Origin of the sequence: Mycolicibacterium helvum, from assembly GCF_010731895.1 — a bacterium.
Classification (GTDB): domain Bacteria; phylum Actinomycetota; class Actinomycetes; order Mycobacteriales; family Mycobacteriaceae; genus Mycobacterium; species Mycobacterium helvum.
Genome location: NZ_AP022596.1, coordinates 4,703,467 through 4,718,101 on the forward strand (window position 1 = coordinate 4,703,467; position 14,635 = coordinate 4,718,101).

Annotated in this window: 14 protein-coding genes; 11 read left to right on the forward strand and 3 right to left on the reverse strand. The window is 66.8% G+C overall.

Annotation, left to right across the window (positions count from 1 at the left end; genetic code table 11):
- The first annotated feature begins 22 nt into the window (after positions 1-22).
- The 6 genes from G6N38_RS22075 to G6N38_RS22100 all read left to right on the forward strand — a co-directional run bounded on the left by G6N38_RS22075 (position 23) and on the right by G6N38_RS22100 (position 6,110).
- Complete coding sequence (locus tag G6N38_RS22075) at positions 23-982, forward strand: family 16 glycosylhydrolase (protein ID WP_163750135.1); 960 nt, start codon at positions 23-25, stop codon at positions 980-982.
- Positions 983-1,114: 132 nt separating this feature from the next.
- A complete protein-coding gene (locus G6N38_RS22080; RefSeq protein ID WP_163750136.1) occupies positions 1,115-2,938 on the forward strand; it encodes a penicillin-binding transpeptidase domain-containing protein in 1,824 nt (607 codons plus the stop codon).
- Between the two features lie 419 nt (positions 2,939-3,357).
- A complete protein-coding gene (locus tag G6N38_RS22085; protein ID WP_163750137.1) occupies positions 3,358-3,801 on the forward strand; it encodes a hypothetical protein in 444 nt (147 codons plus the stop codon).
- 100 nt (positions 3,802-3,901) lie between these two features.
- Positions 3,902-4,102, forward strand: coding sequence for a hypothetical protein (locus tag G6N38_RS22090; protein ID WP_163750138.1), 201 nt, complete (start codon positions 3,902-3,904; stop codon positions 4,100-4,102).
- Between the two features lie 166 nt (positions 4,103-4,268).
- Entirely contained in the window at positions 4,269-5,141 is an 873-nt protein-coding gene (locus G6N38_RS22095) for a cyclopropane mycolic acid synthase family methyltransferase (RefSeq protein ID WP_163750139.1), read from the forward strand.
- Positions 5,142-5,195: 54 nt separating this feature from the next.
- Positions 5,196-6,110 carry an NAD(P)H-dependent flavin oxidoreductase gene (locus G6N38_RS22100; RefSeq protein ID WP_163750140.1) on the forward strand — a complete coding sequence of 305 codons (915 nt, stop codon included), beginning with the start codon at positions 5,196-5,198 and terminating at the stop codon, positions 6,108-6,110.
- A gap of 1 nt (position 6,111) precedes the next feature.
- Here the strand turns inward: G6N38_RS22100 and G6N38_RS22105 are convergent, their stop codons facing one another.
- Complete coding sequence (locus G6N38_RS22105) at positions 6,112-6,501, reverse strand: QcrA and Rieske domain-containing protein (RefSeq protein ID WP_163750141.1); 390 nt, start codon at positions 6,499-6,501, stop codon at positions 6,112-6,114.
- Positions 6,502-6,571: 70 nt separating this feature from the next.
- On the opposite strand from G6N38_RS22105, the gene G6N38_RS22110 reads away from it, so the two are divergent.
- The 5 genes from G6N38_RS22110 to G6N38_RS22130 all read left to right on the forward strand — a co-directional run bounded on the left by G6N38_RS22110 (position 6,572) and on the right by G6N38_RS22130 (position 10,902).
- Entirely contained in the window at positions 6,572-7,147 is a 576-nt protein-coding gene (locus tag G6N38_RS22110; RefSeq protein WP_163750142.1) for a DUF1707 SHOCT-like domain-containing protein, read from the forward strand.
- Between the two features lie 9 nt (positions 7,148-7,156).
- Entirely contained in the window at positions 7,157-8,017 is an 861-nt protein-coding gene (gene map, locus G6N38_RS22115) for a type I methionyl aminopeptidase (RefSeq protein ID WP_163750143.1), read from the forward strand.
- Between the two features lie 124 nt (positions 8,018-8,141).
- Complete coding sequence (locus G6N38_RS22120) at positions 8,142-9,593, forward strand: cobyric acid synthase (protein ID WP_246228079.1); 1,452 nt, start codon at positions 8,142-8,144, stop codon at positions 9,591-9,593.
- A gap of 9 nt (positions 9,594-9,602) precedes the next feature.
- Positions 9,603-10,274 (forward strand): hypothetical protein, encoded by a 672-nt coding sequence (locus tag G6N38_RS22125; RefSeq protein WP_163750145.1) that lies wholly within the window; start codon positions 9,603-9,605, stop codon positions 10,272-10,274.
- A 64-nt stretch (positions 10,275-10,338) separates the two neighbouring features.
- Complete coding sequence (locus G6N38_RS22130; RefSeq protein WP_163750146.1) at positions 10,339-10,902, forward strand: alpha/beta hydrolase; 564 nt, start codon at positions 10,339-10,341, stop codon at positions 10,900-10,902.
- A 2-nt stretch (positions 10,903-10,904) separates the two neighbouring features.
- On the opposite strand, the gene ngg is transcribed toward G6N38_RS22130, so the two are convergent.
- Both ngg and G6N38_RS22140 read right to left on the reverse strand, forming a co-directional pair.
- Positions 10,905-12,704, reverse strand: a complete 1,800-nt coding sequence (gene ngg / locus G6N38_RS22135) for an N-acetylglutaminylglutamine synthetase (RefSeq protein WP_179968435.1) — start codon at positions 12,702-12,704, stop codon at positions 10,905-10,907.
- Positions 12,701-14,509, reverse strand: a complete 1,809-nt coding sequence (locus G6N38_RS22140; RefSeq protein WP_163750147.1) for an N-acetylglutaminylglutamine amidotransferase — start codon at positions 14,507-14,509, stop codon at positions 12,701-12,703. The genes ngg and G6N38_RS22140 overlap by 4 nt, the downstream gene beginning before the upstream one ends.
- Positions 14,510-14,635 lie beyond the last annotated feature (126 nt).

Consider the following 14,635-nt stretch of genomic DNA (forward strand, 5'->3'; position numbering starts at 1 on the left):
TTACAATCCATCCAATAATGTCTTGAATTCCGACGGCACTATCACTGGCCGGATCGTCGGCAACGATCTGGATGGTGACACGTTGACGTATACGGTCAGTAATCCGCTCAACGGCGGGACTGTAGCTATCAACCCGGACGGCTATTTCACGTACACGCCCGGCGCGGATTTCGTCCAGGATGGGCGCACCGACCTCTTCACGGCCACCGTCAGCGACGCGGCGAGCGGGTTTCACATCCACGGTCTGCTGGGCCTCCTGATGCCCGGGTGGGGTGCCTCGGCCAGTGTCACCGCCCGGGTGAACGGAGCGCCCCCGGTCGTCAGCGATCCAGGCAGCGCTGGTCCGCAACCCGGTGTCGGAACCTGGGGACAGCCGACCCGTTCGGCGTACTTCACGGACTGGTCGGTGTTGGCAGATTGGTGGGTTTATGCGGGAAAGACCCAACATGGCAATCGGACCGCGAGTGCGATTTCGTTTGCTGACGGCGTCATGACGATCACCGGTGACGCCAACGGGAACGACGCGGGCATCGCCTGGGGGCCCGGCCAGATGTACGGTGCCTGGGAGGTCCGGATGCGTGCGCCGGTTGGCGCCGCCAATTACGACCCGGTCCTGCTGCTGTGGCCGGACGCGGAGAACTGGCCCACAGGCGGTGAGATCGACTTCGCGGAGATTTGGGGCGACTCGTCGCGGCAGGCCGTCAACTCGGTCCTGCACTACTCGTCCACAAACCAACAGGCCGGGGCGACCATTGCGGTCGATGCCACCCAGTGGCACACCTACTCGGTGACGTGGACGCCGACCGCGATCACCACCTATGTCGATGGCGTGCCGATCTTCAGCACTACGGACACCTCGATGTTCCCGCCCGGGCCGATGCACCTGTGCATCCAACTGGACGTTCTTGGCCCTGACATCGCTGCTGGAGCGCAGATGCAGGTCGCGTGGGTCAAGGAGTACTCGCTGGACGCGATCAGCTGACCGTCGTCCCGCCTTGAGCGGGCGGCGAGTTGCTCACGAGGCCGGGTGTTCGGGGCATCACGTCGGTGTTCGGTCGCGAGCCCCGGTGCGCCTTCGACGAATTGGGATCACAGGCTCATAACATTTGTCCCAATGGCTACTTGCACCTCATTAGCAACACGAGTCACAGGCGTCGTCTCGATCTTGGTGGTGGTCGCGGCCTCGGCGACGCTGTCGGCGTGCACGCCGCGCCCCGACGGGCCGGGCCCTGCCGCCGAGAAGTTCTTCGGCGACCTCACCAAGGGTGACACCGCCGCGGCGGCACAGCTGTCGGACCGGCCGGCCGACGCCCAGGCCGCCCTCAACGAGGCGTGGGCGGGGTTGCAGGCCACCCACCTCGACGCCCAGATCCTCGGCTCGCGCTATACCGAGGACACCGGCAGCGTGAACTACCGCTTCACCTGGCAGCTGCCCAAGAAGCGGACCTGGACCTACGATGGCGTTCTGCAGATGATCCGCGACGAGGGCACCTGGCGGGTGCGCTGGACCCCTGCCGGATTGCACCCCAAACTCGGTGAGCACCAGCGCTTTTCGTTGCGGGCCGACGCCCCGCGGCGGGCCTCGGTCAACGAGCTCGGCGGCACCGACGTGCTGGCCCCTGGCAACCTGTACCGCTACCAGCTCGACGCAGCCAAGGCCGGCAGTCAGCTGATGTCGACCTCGCGGGTCGTCGCCGACCAGCTCCGACAGTTCGACAACACCCTGGACCCGCAGCGGCTGGCCGAGCAGGCCAGCTCGTCGAGCAAGCCGCTGGACCTGGTCACGCTACGCCCAGCCGATCACGACAAGGTCGGCCAGGCGCTGGACGGTCTGCCGGGCGTCGTCGTCACCCCGCAGGCCGACCTGCTGCCCACCGACGATCGCTTCGCGCCGGCCGTCATGGGCGAGGTGAAGAAGGCGGTGATCGACCAGCTCGACGGCCAGGCCGGCTGGCGAGTGGTCAGCGTGAACCAGAACGGCTCCGACGTCGACGTGTTGCAGGAAGTGGCGCCAACGCCCGCGCCGTCGATCTCGATCACGCTGGACCGTTCGGTGCAGAATGCCGCCCAGCACGCCGTCGACACCCAAGGCCGCAAGGCCATGCTGGTCGTCATCAAGCCGTCGACTGGCGAGATCCTTGCGGTGGCGCAGAACGCGGCCGCCGATGCCGACGGGCCGGCGGCCACCACGGGCCTCTATCCGCCCGGGTCGACCTTCAAGATCATCACCGCGGGGGCGGCCATCGATCGCGATATGGCCACTCCCAACACCCTGCTGGGCTGCCCGGGTGAGATCGACATCGGCCACCGGACGATTCCGAACTACAACAAGTTCGACCTCGGCACGGTGCCGATGTCCAAGGCGTTCGCGAACTCCTGCAACACCACATTCGCCGAGCTGGCCAGCCGGATGCCGCCGACCGCGCTGACGGTGGCTGCCTCCCAATACGGCATCGGCCCGGACTACACGATTGACGGGCTGACCACGGTGACCGGCACGGTGCCGCCGACGGTGAATCTGGCCGAGCGCACCGAGGACGGCTTCGGGCAGGGCAAGGTTCTGGTCACCCCGTTCGGGATGGCGCTGGCCGCCGCGACCGTCGCCGCCGGCAAGACCCCCACCCCGCACCTGATCGTGGGCAGCCAGACCGCCGAAGCTGGTGATCATCCGCCGATCACGCCGGCCATGCTCGACGGTCTGCGGCCGATGATGCGGATGGTGGTCACCAACGGCACCGCCAAGGACATCAACGACTCCGGTGACGTGCGCGGTAAGACCGGTGAGGCCGAGTTCGCGGGCGGCTCGCACGCCTGGTTCGCGGGCTACCGCGGGGATCTGGCGTTCGCGGCGCTGATCGTGGGCGGCGGCAGTTCGGAGTACGCGGTGCGGATGGTCAAGATGATGTTCAGCGAGCTACCCGCCGACTATCTGGCCTGACAGGCGTTGGCCGCGGGGGAGTGCCCTGGCGGGAGCGACGGGCCCGCAACCTGCGGTTACAGCGCTGAGGCGCGCGCCGGTTCCGCGCCAAGCGGTGAAACATAATTCTTTGCTGTTTGGTTGCGAGACCGACGTTGTACCTTGGCGAGGGCGATACGAATCGGCACACCGGGGGGGTTGCTGTGGTTACTGGCGTTCAGTCAATTGTGCGGGGCAAGACTAGACAGTGGGTGGGCGCGGGCGCACTGACTCTGGGCCTGGGGGCTGCTGGCCTCGCTTGCGGTTCAGGAGTGGCGAACGCCGACACTGCTGGTCTTGCATCGCATCACACAATCCCGGCGAGTCATTCACCGGTCCAACCGGTCACACCTACCGCGCCACGACCGAAGCCATCTGCTGCCCTCATAGCAGCGAGCACCGTGACCGGGGTTGTCAATCACAAGCCAACGCCCGCTGCGACGGTAACCCGCAGTGTCGCAACGTCATCGGCTCCACCTAAGTCGGCAACGGCGTACGCGAGCGCGGTCCCGAACATCGTCAACGATCTGGCCCCGTTACTGCGGGGCCTCGTTGAGCTGGGCAGCTCGATCCAGCATTTCGACTTCGTGCATGCCGTCCAAACTGTCTTCGTCAACACCGTGCACACCGCCATTCAGACCGTCGTCGGCGGCGTCAAGACCGTGATCGGTGGCATCGCCGCAATCGTCGGGGGCGCCCTGTTCGTCGTGGCACTCCCGGTCGAAATCCCTGTTCAACAGAGGCTAGCCAACAAGGGGACGTCCGAAAGCGACGCCGAGTGGGCCATCACGGCCTCTGCGGTCGCCTATTGCCCGCACTACATCGTGTCGAGTGACAGGTGGTAGGACTGCGCCCAAAGGTAAACCAAGCGCTTGTGGCTCACAGCGCGGCGTCGTGGTGGACGTGGCAGCGTAGATTTCCCTGCATCGAGTTGGGGGCATCCGAATGGGCACACTTCACATCGTCATCCTGATCGGCGGGGCATTGCTCCTTGTCGGGGTCGCCTACGAGGTGATGTCCCGACTCAACCAGACCGCGATTCGTGAGCACGAACGCCGACGCGAAGAGTGGCGGGCAGCAGGGTTAGAGGGGCCATCACCTGGCGAGGGTCTACGCGGCGGCGGCGACGGCGGCGGCGGTGGGTGATTCGCCGCCTTCGCTGACTATCTGGCCGGACAACGCAGCCGAGGGCTCGTTCGTCATCGGATTGCACCATAAGTGGGCTACGGTCAGTGAACGGAGACATCCAGGTAGCTCATGGTCGGGGGCCATCCGTGAATGCTGCCGGGCGTCCAGGAAGGCGCCGGTCGCGATGCCCAGACAGCTGAAACCCCACTTCGAAAACGTCCAGGCGCACTACGACCTGTCCGATGAGTTCTTCCGCCTGTTCCTCGATCCGACACAGACCTACAGCTGCGCCTACTTCGAGCGCGACGATATGACGCTGGAACAGGCGCAGATCGCCAAGATCGACCTGGCATTGGGCAAGCTGGGCCTGCAGCCGGGCATGACGCTGCTCGATGTCGGTTGCGGCTGGGGCTCGACGTTGAACCGTGCACTGGAGCGGTACGACGTCAACGTGATCGGACTGACCCTCAGCGAGAACCAGCAGGCCCATGTCGAGCGGTTGTTCGCCGCGTCGGAGAGTCCGCGCTCCAAGCGCGTGGAACTGCGTGGCTGGGAGCAGTTCGACGAGCCGGTCGACCGGATCGTGTCCATTGGAGCCTTCGAGCATTTCGGCTTCGACCGGTACGACGATTTCTTCACGTTCGCCTATCAGGCGATGCCCGACGACGGCATCATGCTGCTGCACACCATCCTCGGTCTTCATCCCGATGATGTTCTGGCGCTGGGTATTCCGCTGACGTTCGACATGGCCCGGTTCTGCAAGTTCATGATCACCGAGATCTTCCCTGGCGGCCGGCTGCCGTCGGTGCGGATGGTCCAGGCGCATGCTGTCAAGCCCGGTTTCACTGTGACCCGGTTCCATTCGCTGCAGTCCCATTACCCCACGACGCTCGACCACTGGTCGGCGGCGCTGGAGGCGCACAAGGACGAGGCCATCGCCATCCAGTCCGAAGAGGTCTACGACCGCTATATGAAGTATCTGGTTGGCTGTCCGCCCTTGTTCCGCAGTGGCTTGATCGACGTTGGTCAGTTCACGTTGGCGAAGAATCTGGCCTAGGAAGCCCAATTCTTATGTAGCACAGGCATTCCCGTGCGTGTGTTTAGATGATGCGTGACCAACCGGATCCAGAGTTTGTTGGGCGTCACCTATCCCGTCGTCCAGGCGCCGATGACCTACATCGCAAGAGCGTCGCTGGCCGCAGCGGTGTCCGAGGCCGGTGGCCTCGGCGTCATCGAAACCCTCACGCCCGAGGGCCGTGCCGACCTGCTTGCGGTGCGTTCCCTCACCGACCGGCCGGTCGGCGCCAATCTGATGATCCAGGGGTGGAAGCGGGATCCGTCCATCATCGACGTGCTGGTCGAGGCGAACGTGCGGCACGTGTTCACCTCCGCGGGCGATCCCGGTCTGTTCACCGCGCGGCTGCATGATGCGGGCATGACGGTGGTGCACGTCGTGGGATCGCTGGGCGGTGCCCGTAAGGCGGTCGACGCGGGCGTGGATGCCTTGGTGGTCGAGGGCGTCGAGGGCGGTGGCTTCAAATCGGCACTCGGGGCGTCCACCATGGTGCTGCTGCCGCTGATCGCCGAGCAGGTCGACCTTCCCCTGATCGCCGCCGGTGGTATCTGTGACGCCCGGTCGGCCGCCGCGGCGGTGGTGCTGGGTGCCGAGGGCGTGCAGATGGGCACCCGCATGCTCGCCAGCAGGGAGGCGGCCGTGCACACCAACTTCAAGGACGCGATCGTGGCGGCCGACGATGCCGGGACGATCCTGCTGAATCTTCCCGGCAATCCCCCGATGCGGGTGCTCCATGTCGGCTTGGCCCGCCGGGTGGCGGCCGAGGGTGCCGCCGCACCGTTGATCAGTGGCGTCACGCAGCTCTACTTCGAAGGCGATATGGAAGCGAGTGTGGCCAACACCGGCCAGGTCTCGTCACGCATCGTCGAGGTTTTGCCGGTCGCCGCCATCGTCCGCAGCACGTGGGTCGATGCGCAGAGCGCGTTGACCGCCGCCGTGGCCCGATTCTGAGTCAGCCGGCGACGACGTCGGCGCCCTGGACCTTCACCGCGACGGAAGCCAGTGGCGTCACCGCTGGCCCGCGGAGCACCGCGCCGTCGAGACCGAATTGGCTGCCGTGGCACGGGCAGTTCAGCGTGCCGTCGGTCACCGAAGGGAGTTTGCAGCCGGCGTGGGTGCACCGGGCGACGAATCCCTCGAACACCCCGGCCGTGGGCTGGGTGATCACGGTGTCGCCGATGACCTTGCCCGATCCCACCGGAATGTCGGCGGTGGGGGCCAGCACCTGGCCCGGTGCGGTCGCGGTCGGCGGTGTGGTGAGCTCGCCGGTGTTGGCGTTGCAAGCGGCAATCGGCGCGACGGCGGCCCCGATCAGGACGGTCCGGCGCGGCAAGTCGAACATCGGTCCAGATTATCTCCAGGGCCGCCGAGATGGATGCCTGGCCAGGGCGAACAGGTACCGTGGAATCGCTATGACCGGACTCGACCACACGCCCGCGCTGCGGGTCTCCGATGCCGACCGCAACGGGACCCTGCGGCGGCTGCACAACGCCGTCGCGCTGGGATTGATCGATATCGGCGAATTCGAGGAGCGCTCGGCGCAGGTGTCGGCGGCCCGGATGCACGCCGACCTCGAGGTGCTGGTCGACGACCTGCCTGGACCGGGCGCCATCGTCACCTCCGCGGCCGATCGGGTCGAACTGCGCGGCTGGATGGGATCGCTCAAACGGCACGGGGAGTGGACCGTGCCAACCCGGCTGGCGCTGGTGCGCCGGATGGGCTCGGTCGCCCTCGACCTCACCAACGCCCGCTTTGCCGGACCGGTCGTGGTCATCGAACTCGACATGGTTCGCGGCTCGGTGGACCTGCGGCTGCCCCCCGGGGCCAGCGCGTCCATCGACGACATCACCGTCTACGCAGGCAGCGCCCGCGATCGCCGCAAGGACGCACCGGCCGAGGGCACCCCGCACGTCGTGCTCACCGGACGCGTGGTCATGGGTTCGGTCACCGTCCGCGGTCCCAAGCGTCCGCTGCTGCGTCGCCATTAAGCTGGCGAGATGCCCGTACGCACTGCACTCCGCCCCGGAGCGGTCTCACCGACCCTGCCGGTCCCCAAGGCGATCGAGCGTCCCGAATACGTCGGCAAGTCGACCGTCGACGAAGGCACCGAGCCGTGGGTCCAGACGCCCGAGGTCATCGAGAACATGCGCATCGCCGGGCGCATCGCGGCCGGCGCGCTGGCCGAGGCAGGTAAAGCGGTCGCGCCTGGGGTGACCACCGACGAGCTCGACCGGATCGCCCACGACTACATGGTCGATCACGGCGCCTACCCGTCGACACTGCATTACAAGGGTTTTCCGAAGTCGTGCTGCACATCGCTCAACGAGATCATCTGCCACGGCATCCCGGACTCGACCGTGGTGGAGGACGGCGACATCGTCAACATCGATGTGACCGCGTTCATCCATGGCGTCCACGGTGACACCAATGCCACGTTCTTGGCCGGTGATGTCAGCGAGGAACACCGGCTGCTCGTCGAGCGTACTCGCGAGGCGACGATGCGGGCCATCAAGGCCGTCAAGCCGGGCCGGGCCCTGTCGGTGGTCGGGCGGGTCATCGAGGCGTACGCAAACCGGTTCGGCTACAACGTGGTTCGCGACTTCACCGGGCACGGCATCGGCACCACCTTCCACAACGGCCTGGTGGTGTTGCACTACGACCAGCCCGAGGTGGAGACCGTGCTGGAGCCGGGAATGACGTTCACCATCGAACCGATGATCAACCTCGGCGCGCTGGACTACGAGATCTGGGACGACGGCTGGACGGTGGCCACCAAGGACCGCAAGTGGACCGCGCAGTTCGAGCACACCCTGGTGGTCACCGAAGACGGCGCGGAAATCCTGACCTTGGCGCCGTAATTGTGGCGAGTGTGCGTTCTTATACGCCCTCCTCGGCGTGTTGCGTACGAAACCGCACGCTCGGCGCGCAAGCGTGAGCGGCGCCCTGCTGATCGCCGGCACCACCTCGGACGCCGGCAAGTCGATGGTTGTCGCCGGGCTATGTCGACTATTGGCGCGCAAGGGGATTCGCGTTGCGCCGTTCAAAGCGCAGAACATGAGCAACAACTCGGTGGTCACCGTCGATGGCGGCGAGATCGGCCGGGCCCAGGGCATGCAGGCGCGCGCGGCAGGCCTGCAGCCCAGCGTCCGGTTCAACCCGGTGCTGCTCAAACCGGGCAGTGACCGCACGTCGCAGTTGGTGGTCAGGGGCCACCCGGTCGGCACCGTCGGTGCTGCCGACTACATCCGGCACCGCGACCAGCTGGCCGGAGTGGTCGCCGACGAATTAGCCTCGTTGCGAGCCGAATTCGACGTCGTGGTGTGCGAGGGTGCCGGATCACCCGCCGAGATCAATCTGCGGGCAACTGATCTGGCTAACATGGGCTTGGCGCGCGCGGCCAACCTGCCGGTGGTGATTGTCGGCGATATCGATCGCGGTGGCCTGCTGGCCCACCTGTTCGGCACCGTCGCGGTGTTGTCGCCGGAGGACCAGGCGCTGATCGCCGGCTTCATCGTCAACAAGTTCCGCGGCGATCCCGCCCTGCTCGCACCCGGCCTCGACCAGCTTGCCGAGCTCACCGGCCGGCCCACCTACGGGATCGTGCCCTATAGCGACGAGCTGTGGCTGGACACCGAGGATTCGGTGTCGGTGGTGGCCGGCCATCTGGTCGGAGTGCCGGCGCCGCCGCGCGGTGAACACTGGCTGAGGGTCGCGGCGATCCGGTTACCGCGGATCTCCAACTCCACCGATATCGAGGCGCTGGCCTGTGAACCCGGGGTCCAGGTCCACTGGGCCGCCGAGCCCGCCGAGGTGGCCGACGCCGACATCGTCGTGATCCCCGGCAGTAAGGCCACCGTCGCCGACCTGGGCTGGCTGCGGGAGCGCGGGCTGGCCGACGCGATCGCCTCGCACGCCGAGGCGGGGCGCCCCGTGCTCGGCATCTGCGGCGGCTTCCAGATGCTGTGCCGGCGCATCGGCGACACCGTCGAGACCCAGGCAGGTGATATCGACGGGTTGGGACTGTTCGACGCCGATATCGACTTCGCACCCGACAAAGTGCTGCGGCGCTGGCCGAGTCCATTAAGCGGCTACGAAATCCACCACGGCCGGGTGACGCGGTGCGTTGAGGACGGCTGGTTCGAGGCCGACGGCACCGCGCAGGGCTACGTTCGCGGCGCGGTGTTCGGCACCCACTGGCACGGACTGCTGGACAACGACGAATTCCGTCGCGAGTGGCTCACCACCGCCGCCGCCGCCGCGGGCCGCAGCGGATTCCGGGTTGCCACCGACACCCACGTGGCCGCCCGCCGGGACGCGCAACTCGACGTCATGGCCGATTTGCTGGCCGCCCACCTCGACATCGGCGCATTGTTGTCGCTCCTGGACGACGGCGCGCCAGTGCGCCCCACGGTGCGTACACAACTAAATCGGTAGCCTGAAGTCATGACAGGTCGGACGGTGCTGGTCGCCGCGACGAGTGCAGCCGCGGTGCTGGTCGCCGGCTGTGGATCGACGGTCACCGGCGCCGCGACGTGGCCGGGTGCCACCCTGGAGAAAGCCGCGCTGGGCCCGGCGGATTTCCCGCCGGGAGTGCAGTACGACCGCATCGTCGAGCAGGCTGGTCAGCCGGACAACGCCGGCAGTCCGCCGTCGATGCTGTCTCGTCCCGAGGGCTGCGCCAACGCCATGACCAACGTCATCGCCGAATCGGCCGAGCGCGGCCCGGGTGCCGCTGCGAAGTACGCAGCCACCTACAACGGCGCCCGCATCGTGATGACCGTGCTGTCGTCGCCGCTGGATCTTGCGAAGCTGGAGGCGGTGGCCGGCCGTTGTGCGAAATTCGAAGCGTACTTCGATCAGCAGAGCAGGGGCATTCCCATCACCACTACCGAGCTACCCCCTTTGGGGGATGAGGTGCTGGCGTATCAGCAAACAATGCAGCTGATGGGTTCGCCCAGTAGTGTTTACATGGCATTCCAGAATGTGGGTAGGTACGGAATGTTCGGAATCGCTTTCCCCACGCCCGATCCCAGCGTCGACGCTAAAGCGACACTGCCGCAGACGTTCCTGGACGTTTTTGCCAAGCAGGCCGCCAAGATTCGCCGTGCCATCTGAGTAGGAGTTGAGAGACCCTGCGAAAACTGCCCGCCGTAAGCCACTTTCACAGTAACGTGGCGAAATGCTGTCGACAATGGTGACTGTCGATGGGTTCCCCGTGCCAGTCAGCGTGACCGGCCCGGAGAAGGGCCCTTTCGTCGTCGTGCTGGGTGCGGCCCAGCATGCGCCGGCCGCCTACGACGGGGTTTGTCAGCGTTTGCACACCGCATCTGTTCGCACCGTCGTCATCGGCGCCGACCCGCGGCTACATCCCAAAGCCGTGGTGGGCATCCTCGACGCGCTCGATGTCCGCTGGGGCATCTTGGTGGGGGACCGTGCCGGTGCCGAGCTGGCCTGGGAACTGGCCGCCACCCGCCTCGACCGGTTCACCGGTCTGGTCGTGATCGATCGCGGGCACCCGCGCGTGCCGGACCAAAATGGCGTCGTACGCGACGAGGACTGCCCGCCGGTGGAGATCAACACCACCGCATTGGTGAGCACGCCGGCCGCCAGGGCGGCGGCACGAGCCAGCCAGCGCTACGTGTACAGCGATTTCCGCCTGGTGGAATTCACCGGTCGGCGCAATGCCGCGGAATCCACTGCGCAGCTGGCCGCCGAGATCGTGTTACGCACCAGCACCTGGTGACTTCACTGCGGCGGCGCGTCGGCCGCCTGCTGGGGCGTCCACGCCTGCGGTAGACCCGGCTGCCCGGGAAAGAGAAAGTCGACGAAAGCCTGTGCGGTCGGTTGAGGCTCGTGATTGGCCAGGCCAGGACGCTCATTGGCTTCGATGAACACGTACTCGTCACGGGTCACGTCGGGCACCAGAAGGTCGATGCCGGTGACCGGAATGCTGATGGCCGCGGCGGCCGCGACCCCGACTCGGCACAGCTCGGGATGCACCGTGGCCGTCACGTCGTGGATCGTGCCGCCCTGATGCAGGTTGGCGGTCCGACGAACCCGCAGGCGCACTCCTTCGCCCAGCACATCGCCGAATGACCAGCCGGCCTCGGCCACCGTCGCCTCGGTGACCTCGTCGACGGGAATGCGCGACTCTCCGCCGGTCGCGGCGGCGCGGCGGCGGCTCTGCGTCGAGATCAGCTCGAGAACGGTGTGCTTGCCGGTGCCCACCACCTCCGCGGGTTTACGCAGTGCAGCCGCCACGACTTTGCCGTCGATGACCACCAGCCGAAGATCGTCGCCCGGCGCACGCTGCTCGATCAGCACCTCGGGATGCTGCTCACGGGCCCGGGCCAGCGCGGAATCCAACGCATCGGGTCCGTCGACCCCGACGGTGATGCCCTTGCCCTGCTCACCGCGGGTCGGTTTGACGACGACATCGCCGACCTCGGCCAGGAACGTGTGGTCGTCGGCGTCGAAGGTGGCCAGCCTGCCCCGGGGCACGGCGATGCCGGCCTCCGAGACGATGCGGCGGGTGAGCCGTTTGTCGTCGCAGCGGCTCATCGCCACCGCAGAGGTGTATTCGCTCAACGACTCCCGCGTCACCACGCTGCGGCCGCCGTGCGATAACCGCATCTCGCCGGTCTCGGCGTCGAGCACCTCGACCCGGATCCCGCGGCGCATGGCCTCGTCGGCGATGATCCGCGCGTACGGGTTGAGGTCGTCGACGGTTTCCGACGGCGGGGTGAACAGCGGCTCGTTGATCGCGTTCTTGCGTTTGACGGCCAGCACCGGGACCCGCTGAAAGCCGAGCTTTTCGTACAGCGCGATCGCGGCGGCGTTGTCATAACCCACCGACAGGTCCAGGTAGGCGCGGTCGCGGCCGCGGAAGATCGTGGCCAGCGCACGGGTCAGCGAGGCGCCGATGCCGGGCAGGCTGGCGGTCGGGTCGACGGCCAGCGTCCACAGACTCGAGCCGTCCTCGGGGTCATTGAACAGCCGCTTGTGGTCCACGCCGGTGACCGTGCCGACGACCGCACCGTCGTCGTCGCGCACCGCGACCAGATATTCCACCGCGTCGCAGTGCAGATGGTTGTTCCAGATCACCTCGGTTGGCGCGGGAACCATGCCGCAGCGCAGGTAAACCCGGTTCATTTCGTCGGCGTCGGCCGTGTCGCGCAACGGCCGCACCGAGAACCCGATCGGCGGGGGATCCCCGGCATCGTCGGGATTCAACCGCCAGCGGTAGGTGTGGCTGGGATCGATGAACAGCTCGGCCGGTGATTTGGCCACCAGGACGTGCGATTCGCGCGCGTAGATGCAGATGTCGCGGCGGCCCTGCTCCTCCTGTTGCAGTACCGCGGCCAGTTTATCGGGGTTCTCGAAGGTCTGCCCGAAAATCAGTCGGCCCCAGCCTAATTCGAGCACCACATCGTCGGTCATCTCCTCGACCAGGTGCTGGGGCGACGCCCCGTGCAGGCCCATCGTGATGGCCTCCGACCTTGGCTCGATGTGCGATCCGCCTTCGGCCACTCGCTGTGCCGTCATGCCGCCGGCCCGGTGATTCCGTGCTGCTGTAGCCACAGCTCGAGAAGGCCGATCTGCCACAACTCATTACCGCGCAGCGGGGTCAGCCGCCCATTGGGGTCGGCCAACAACCGCTCGACGGCATCGGGCCGGAACAGGCCGCGTTCCTTGGCCTGTGGTGCGTACAGTGCGTCGCGGACCATCTCCAGGTACGGCCCCTCCAGGTGGGTGAGCGCGGGCACCGGGAAATAGCCCTTCGGCCGGTCGATCACCTCAGCCGGAATCACTTGCCTGGCAGCCTCTTTCAGAACACCCTTGCCACCTTGCGCGGTCTTGAGTTCCGGCGGACAGGTCGCCGCCAATTCGACCAGTTCGTGGTCGAGGAACGGCACCCGGCCTTCCAGCCCCCACGCCATCGTCATGTTGTCGACGCGTTTGACCGGATCATCGACCAGCATCACCGTGGTATCCAGTCGCAGCGCGCGGTCCACGCCGGTCTGCGCGCCCGGCCGGGCGAAATGCTCGGCGACGAACGCCAGGCTGGGATCCTCGACGCCGCTGACCCAGTCGGCAGCCAGCAGGTCGGCGACACCATCGTGGTCACGGTCGAAGAACGCGCCTCGGTAGCGGGCGACCGAACCGGGCACACTGGCCGCGTCCGGTTCGCCCATCGGGGGATACCAGTGGTATCCGGCGAACACCTCGTCGGCGCCCTGACCGGACTGAACGACCTTGACGTGCTTGGCGACTTCCTGGCTGAGCAGATAGAACGCCACGCAGTCGTGGGACACCATCGGCTCGCTCATCGCTCCGATCGCGCCTTCCAGGGCGGGCAGCATCCGGGCGGTGTCGATGCGGATCTGGTGATGATCGGTGTCGAACCGGTTGGCCACGATGTCGGAGTAGACGAACTCATCGCCCTTGACGCCGCCGACGGATTCGAAGCCGATGGAGAAGGTCGAGAGCCCGGTCTGGCCGGCTTCGGCGAGTAGACCGACGATCAAGCTGGAGTCCACTCCACCGGAGAGCAGGCAGCCGACGGGCACGTCGGCGACCAGGCGACGTTTGACCGCGGTGCGCAAGGCATCGAGAACCGCGTCTTCCCAGTCGCGGGCGCTCCAGTCTGCGTGCTCGTCGCGGCGGCTGAAATCGGGTTCCCAGTAGGTGATCTCGCGACGTGTGCCATCGGGTTCGATCGCCAACAGCGTGCCGGGGGAGAGTTTGCGCACGCCGCGCAGGATCGTGTGGGGGGCGGGCACCACGGAATGGAAGGTGAGGTAGTGGTGCAGCGCGACCGGGTCGATGCGGGTGTCGATGCCGCCGCCGGCCAACAGCGCCGGCAGTGACGATGCGAACCGGATGCGGTGCGAATCCTCGCTGATATAAAGCGGTTTGATGCCGAGGCGATCACGGCCGAGCAGCACCCGGCCGCTGTCGCGCTCGGCGATCGCGAAGGCGAACATCCCGTGCAACCGCTCAACGAACTTCTCGCCCCAGTGGTGGTAGGCCTTCAGCAGCACTTCGGTGTCGCTGTGCGAGAAGAACCGGTAGCCGTGCCCGGCGAGCTCGTCGCGCAGGGCTTCATAGTTGTAGATGCAGCCGTTCCAGCAGATCGTCAACCCGAGGTCGGCGTCCACCATCGGTTGGGCACCGGCTTCGGACAGGTCGATGATCTTCAGCCGGCGGTGGCCGAGCGCTACCCGCCCCTGTGACCACACGCCGGCCGCATCGGGCCCGCGTGGGGCCATGGCGTCGGCCATGGCGGCCACCGCGGCCACATCGGGGGCCTGACTGTCGAGGCGGACTTCGCCCGTCGCTCCACACATCGTCGGAGATGTCCCGTCTGCTCGCTGACTTGGCCCCTCCTACGTACCCGCGAGCAGCGGGTCCTAACCCGAGCGAGACACCGCTCACACAAACCGCGCCCCTCGGCCTTGGGGCACGAGGGGCGC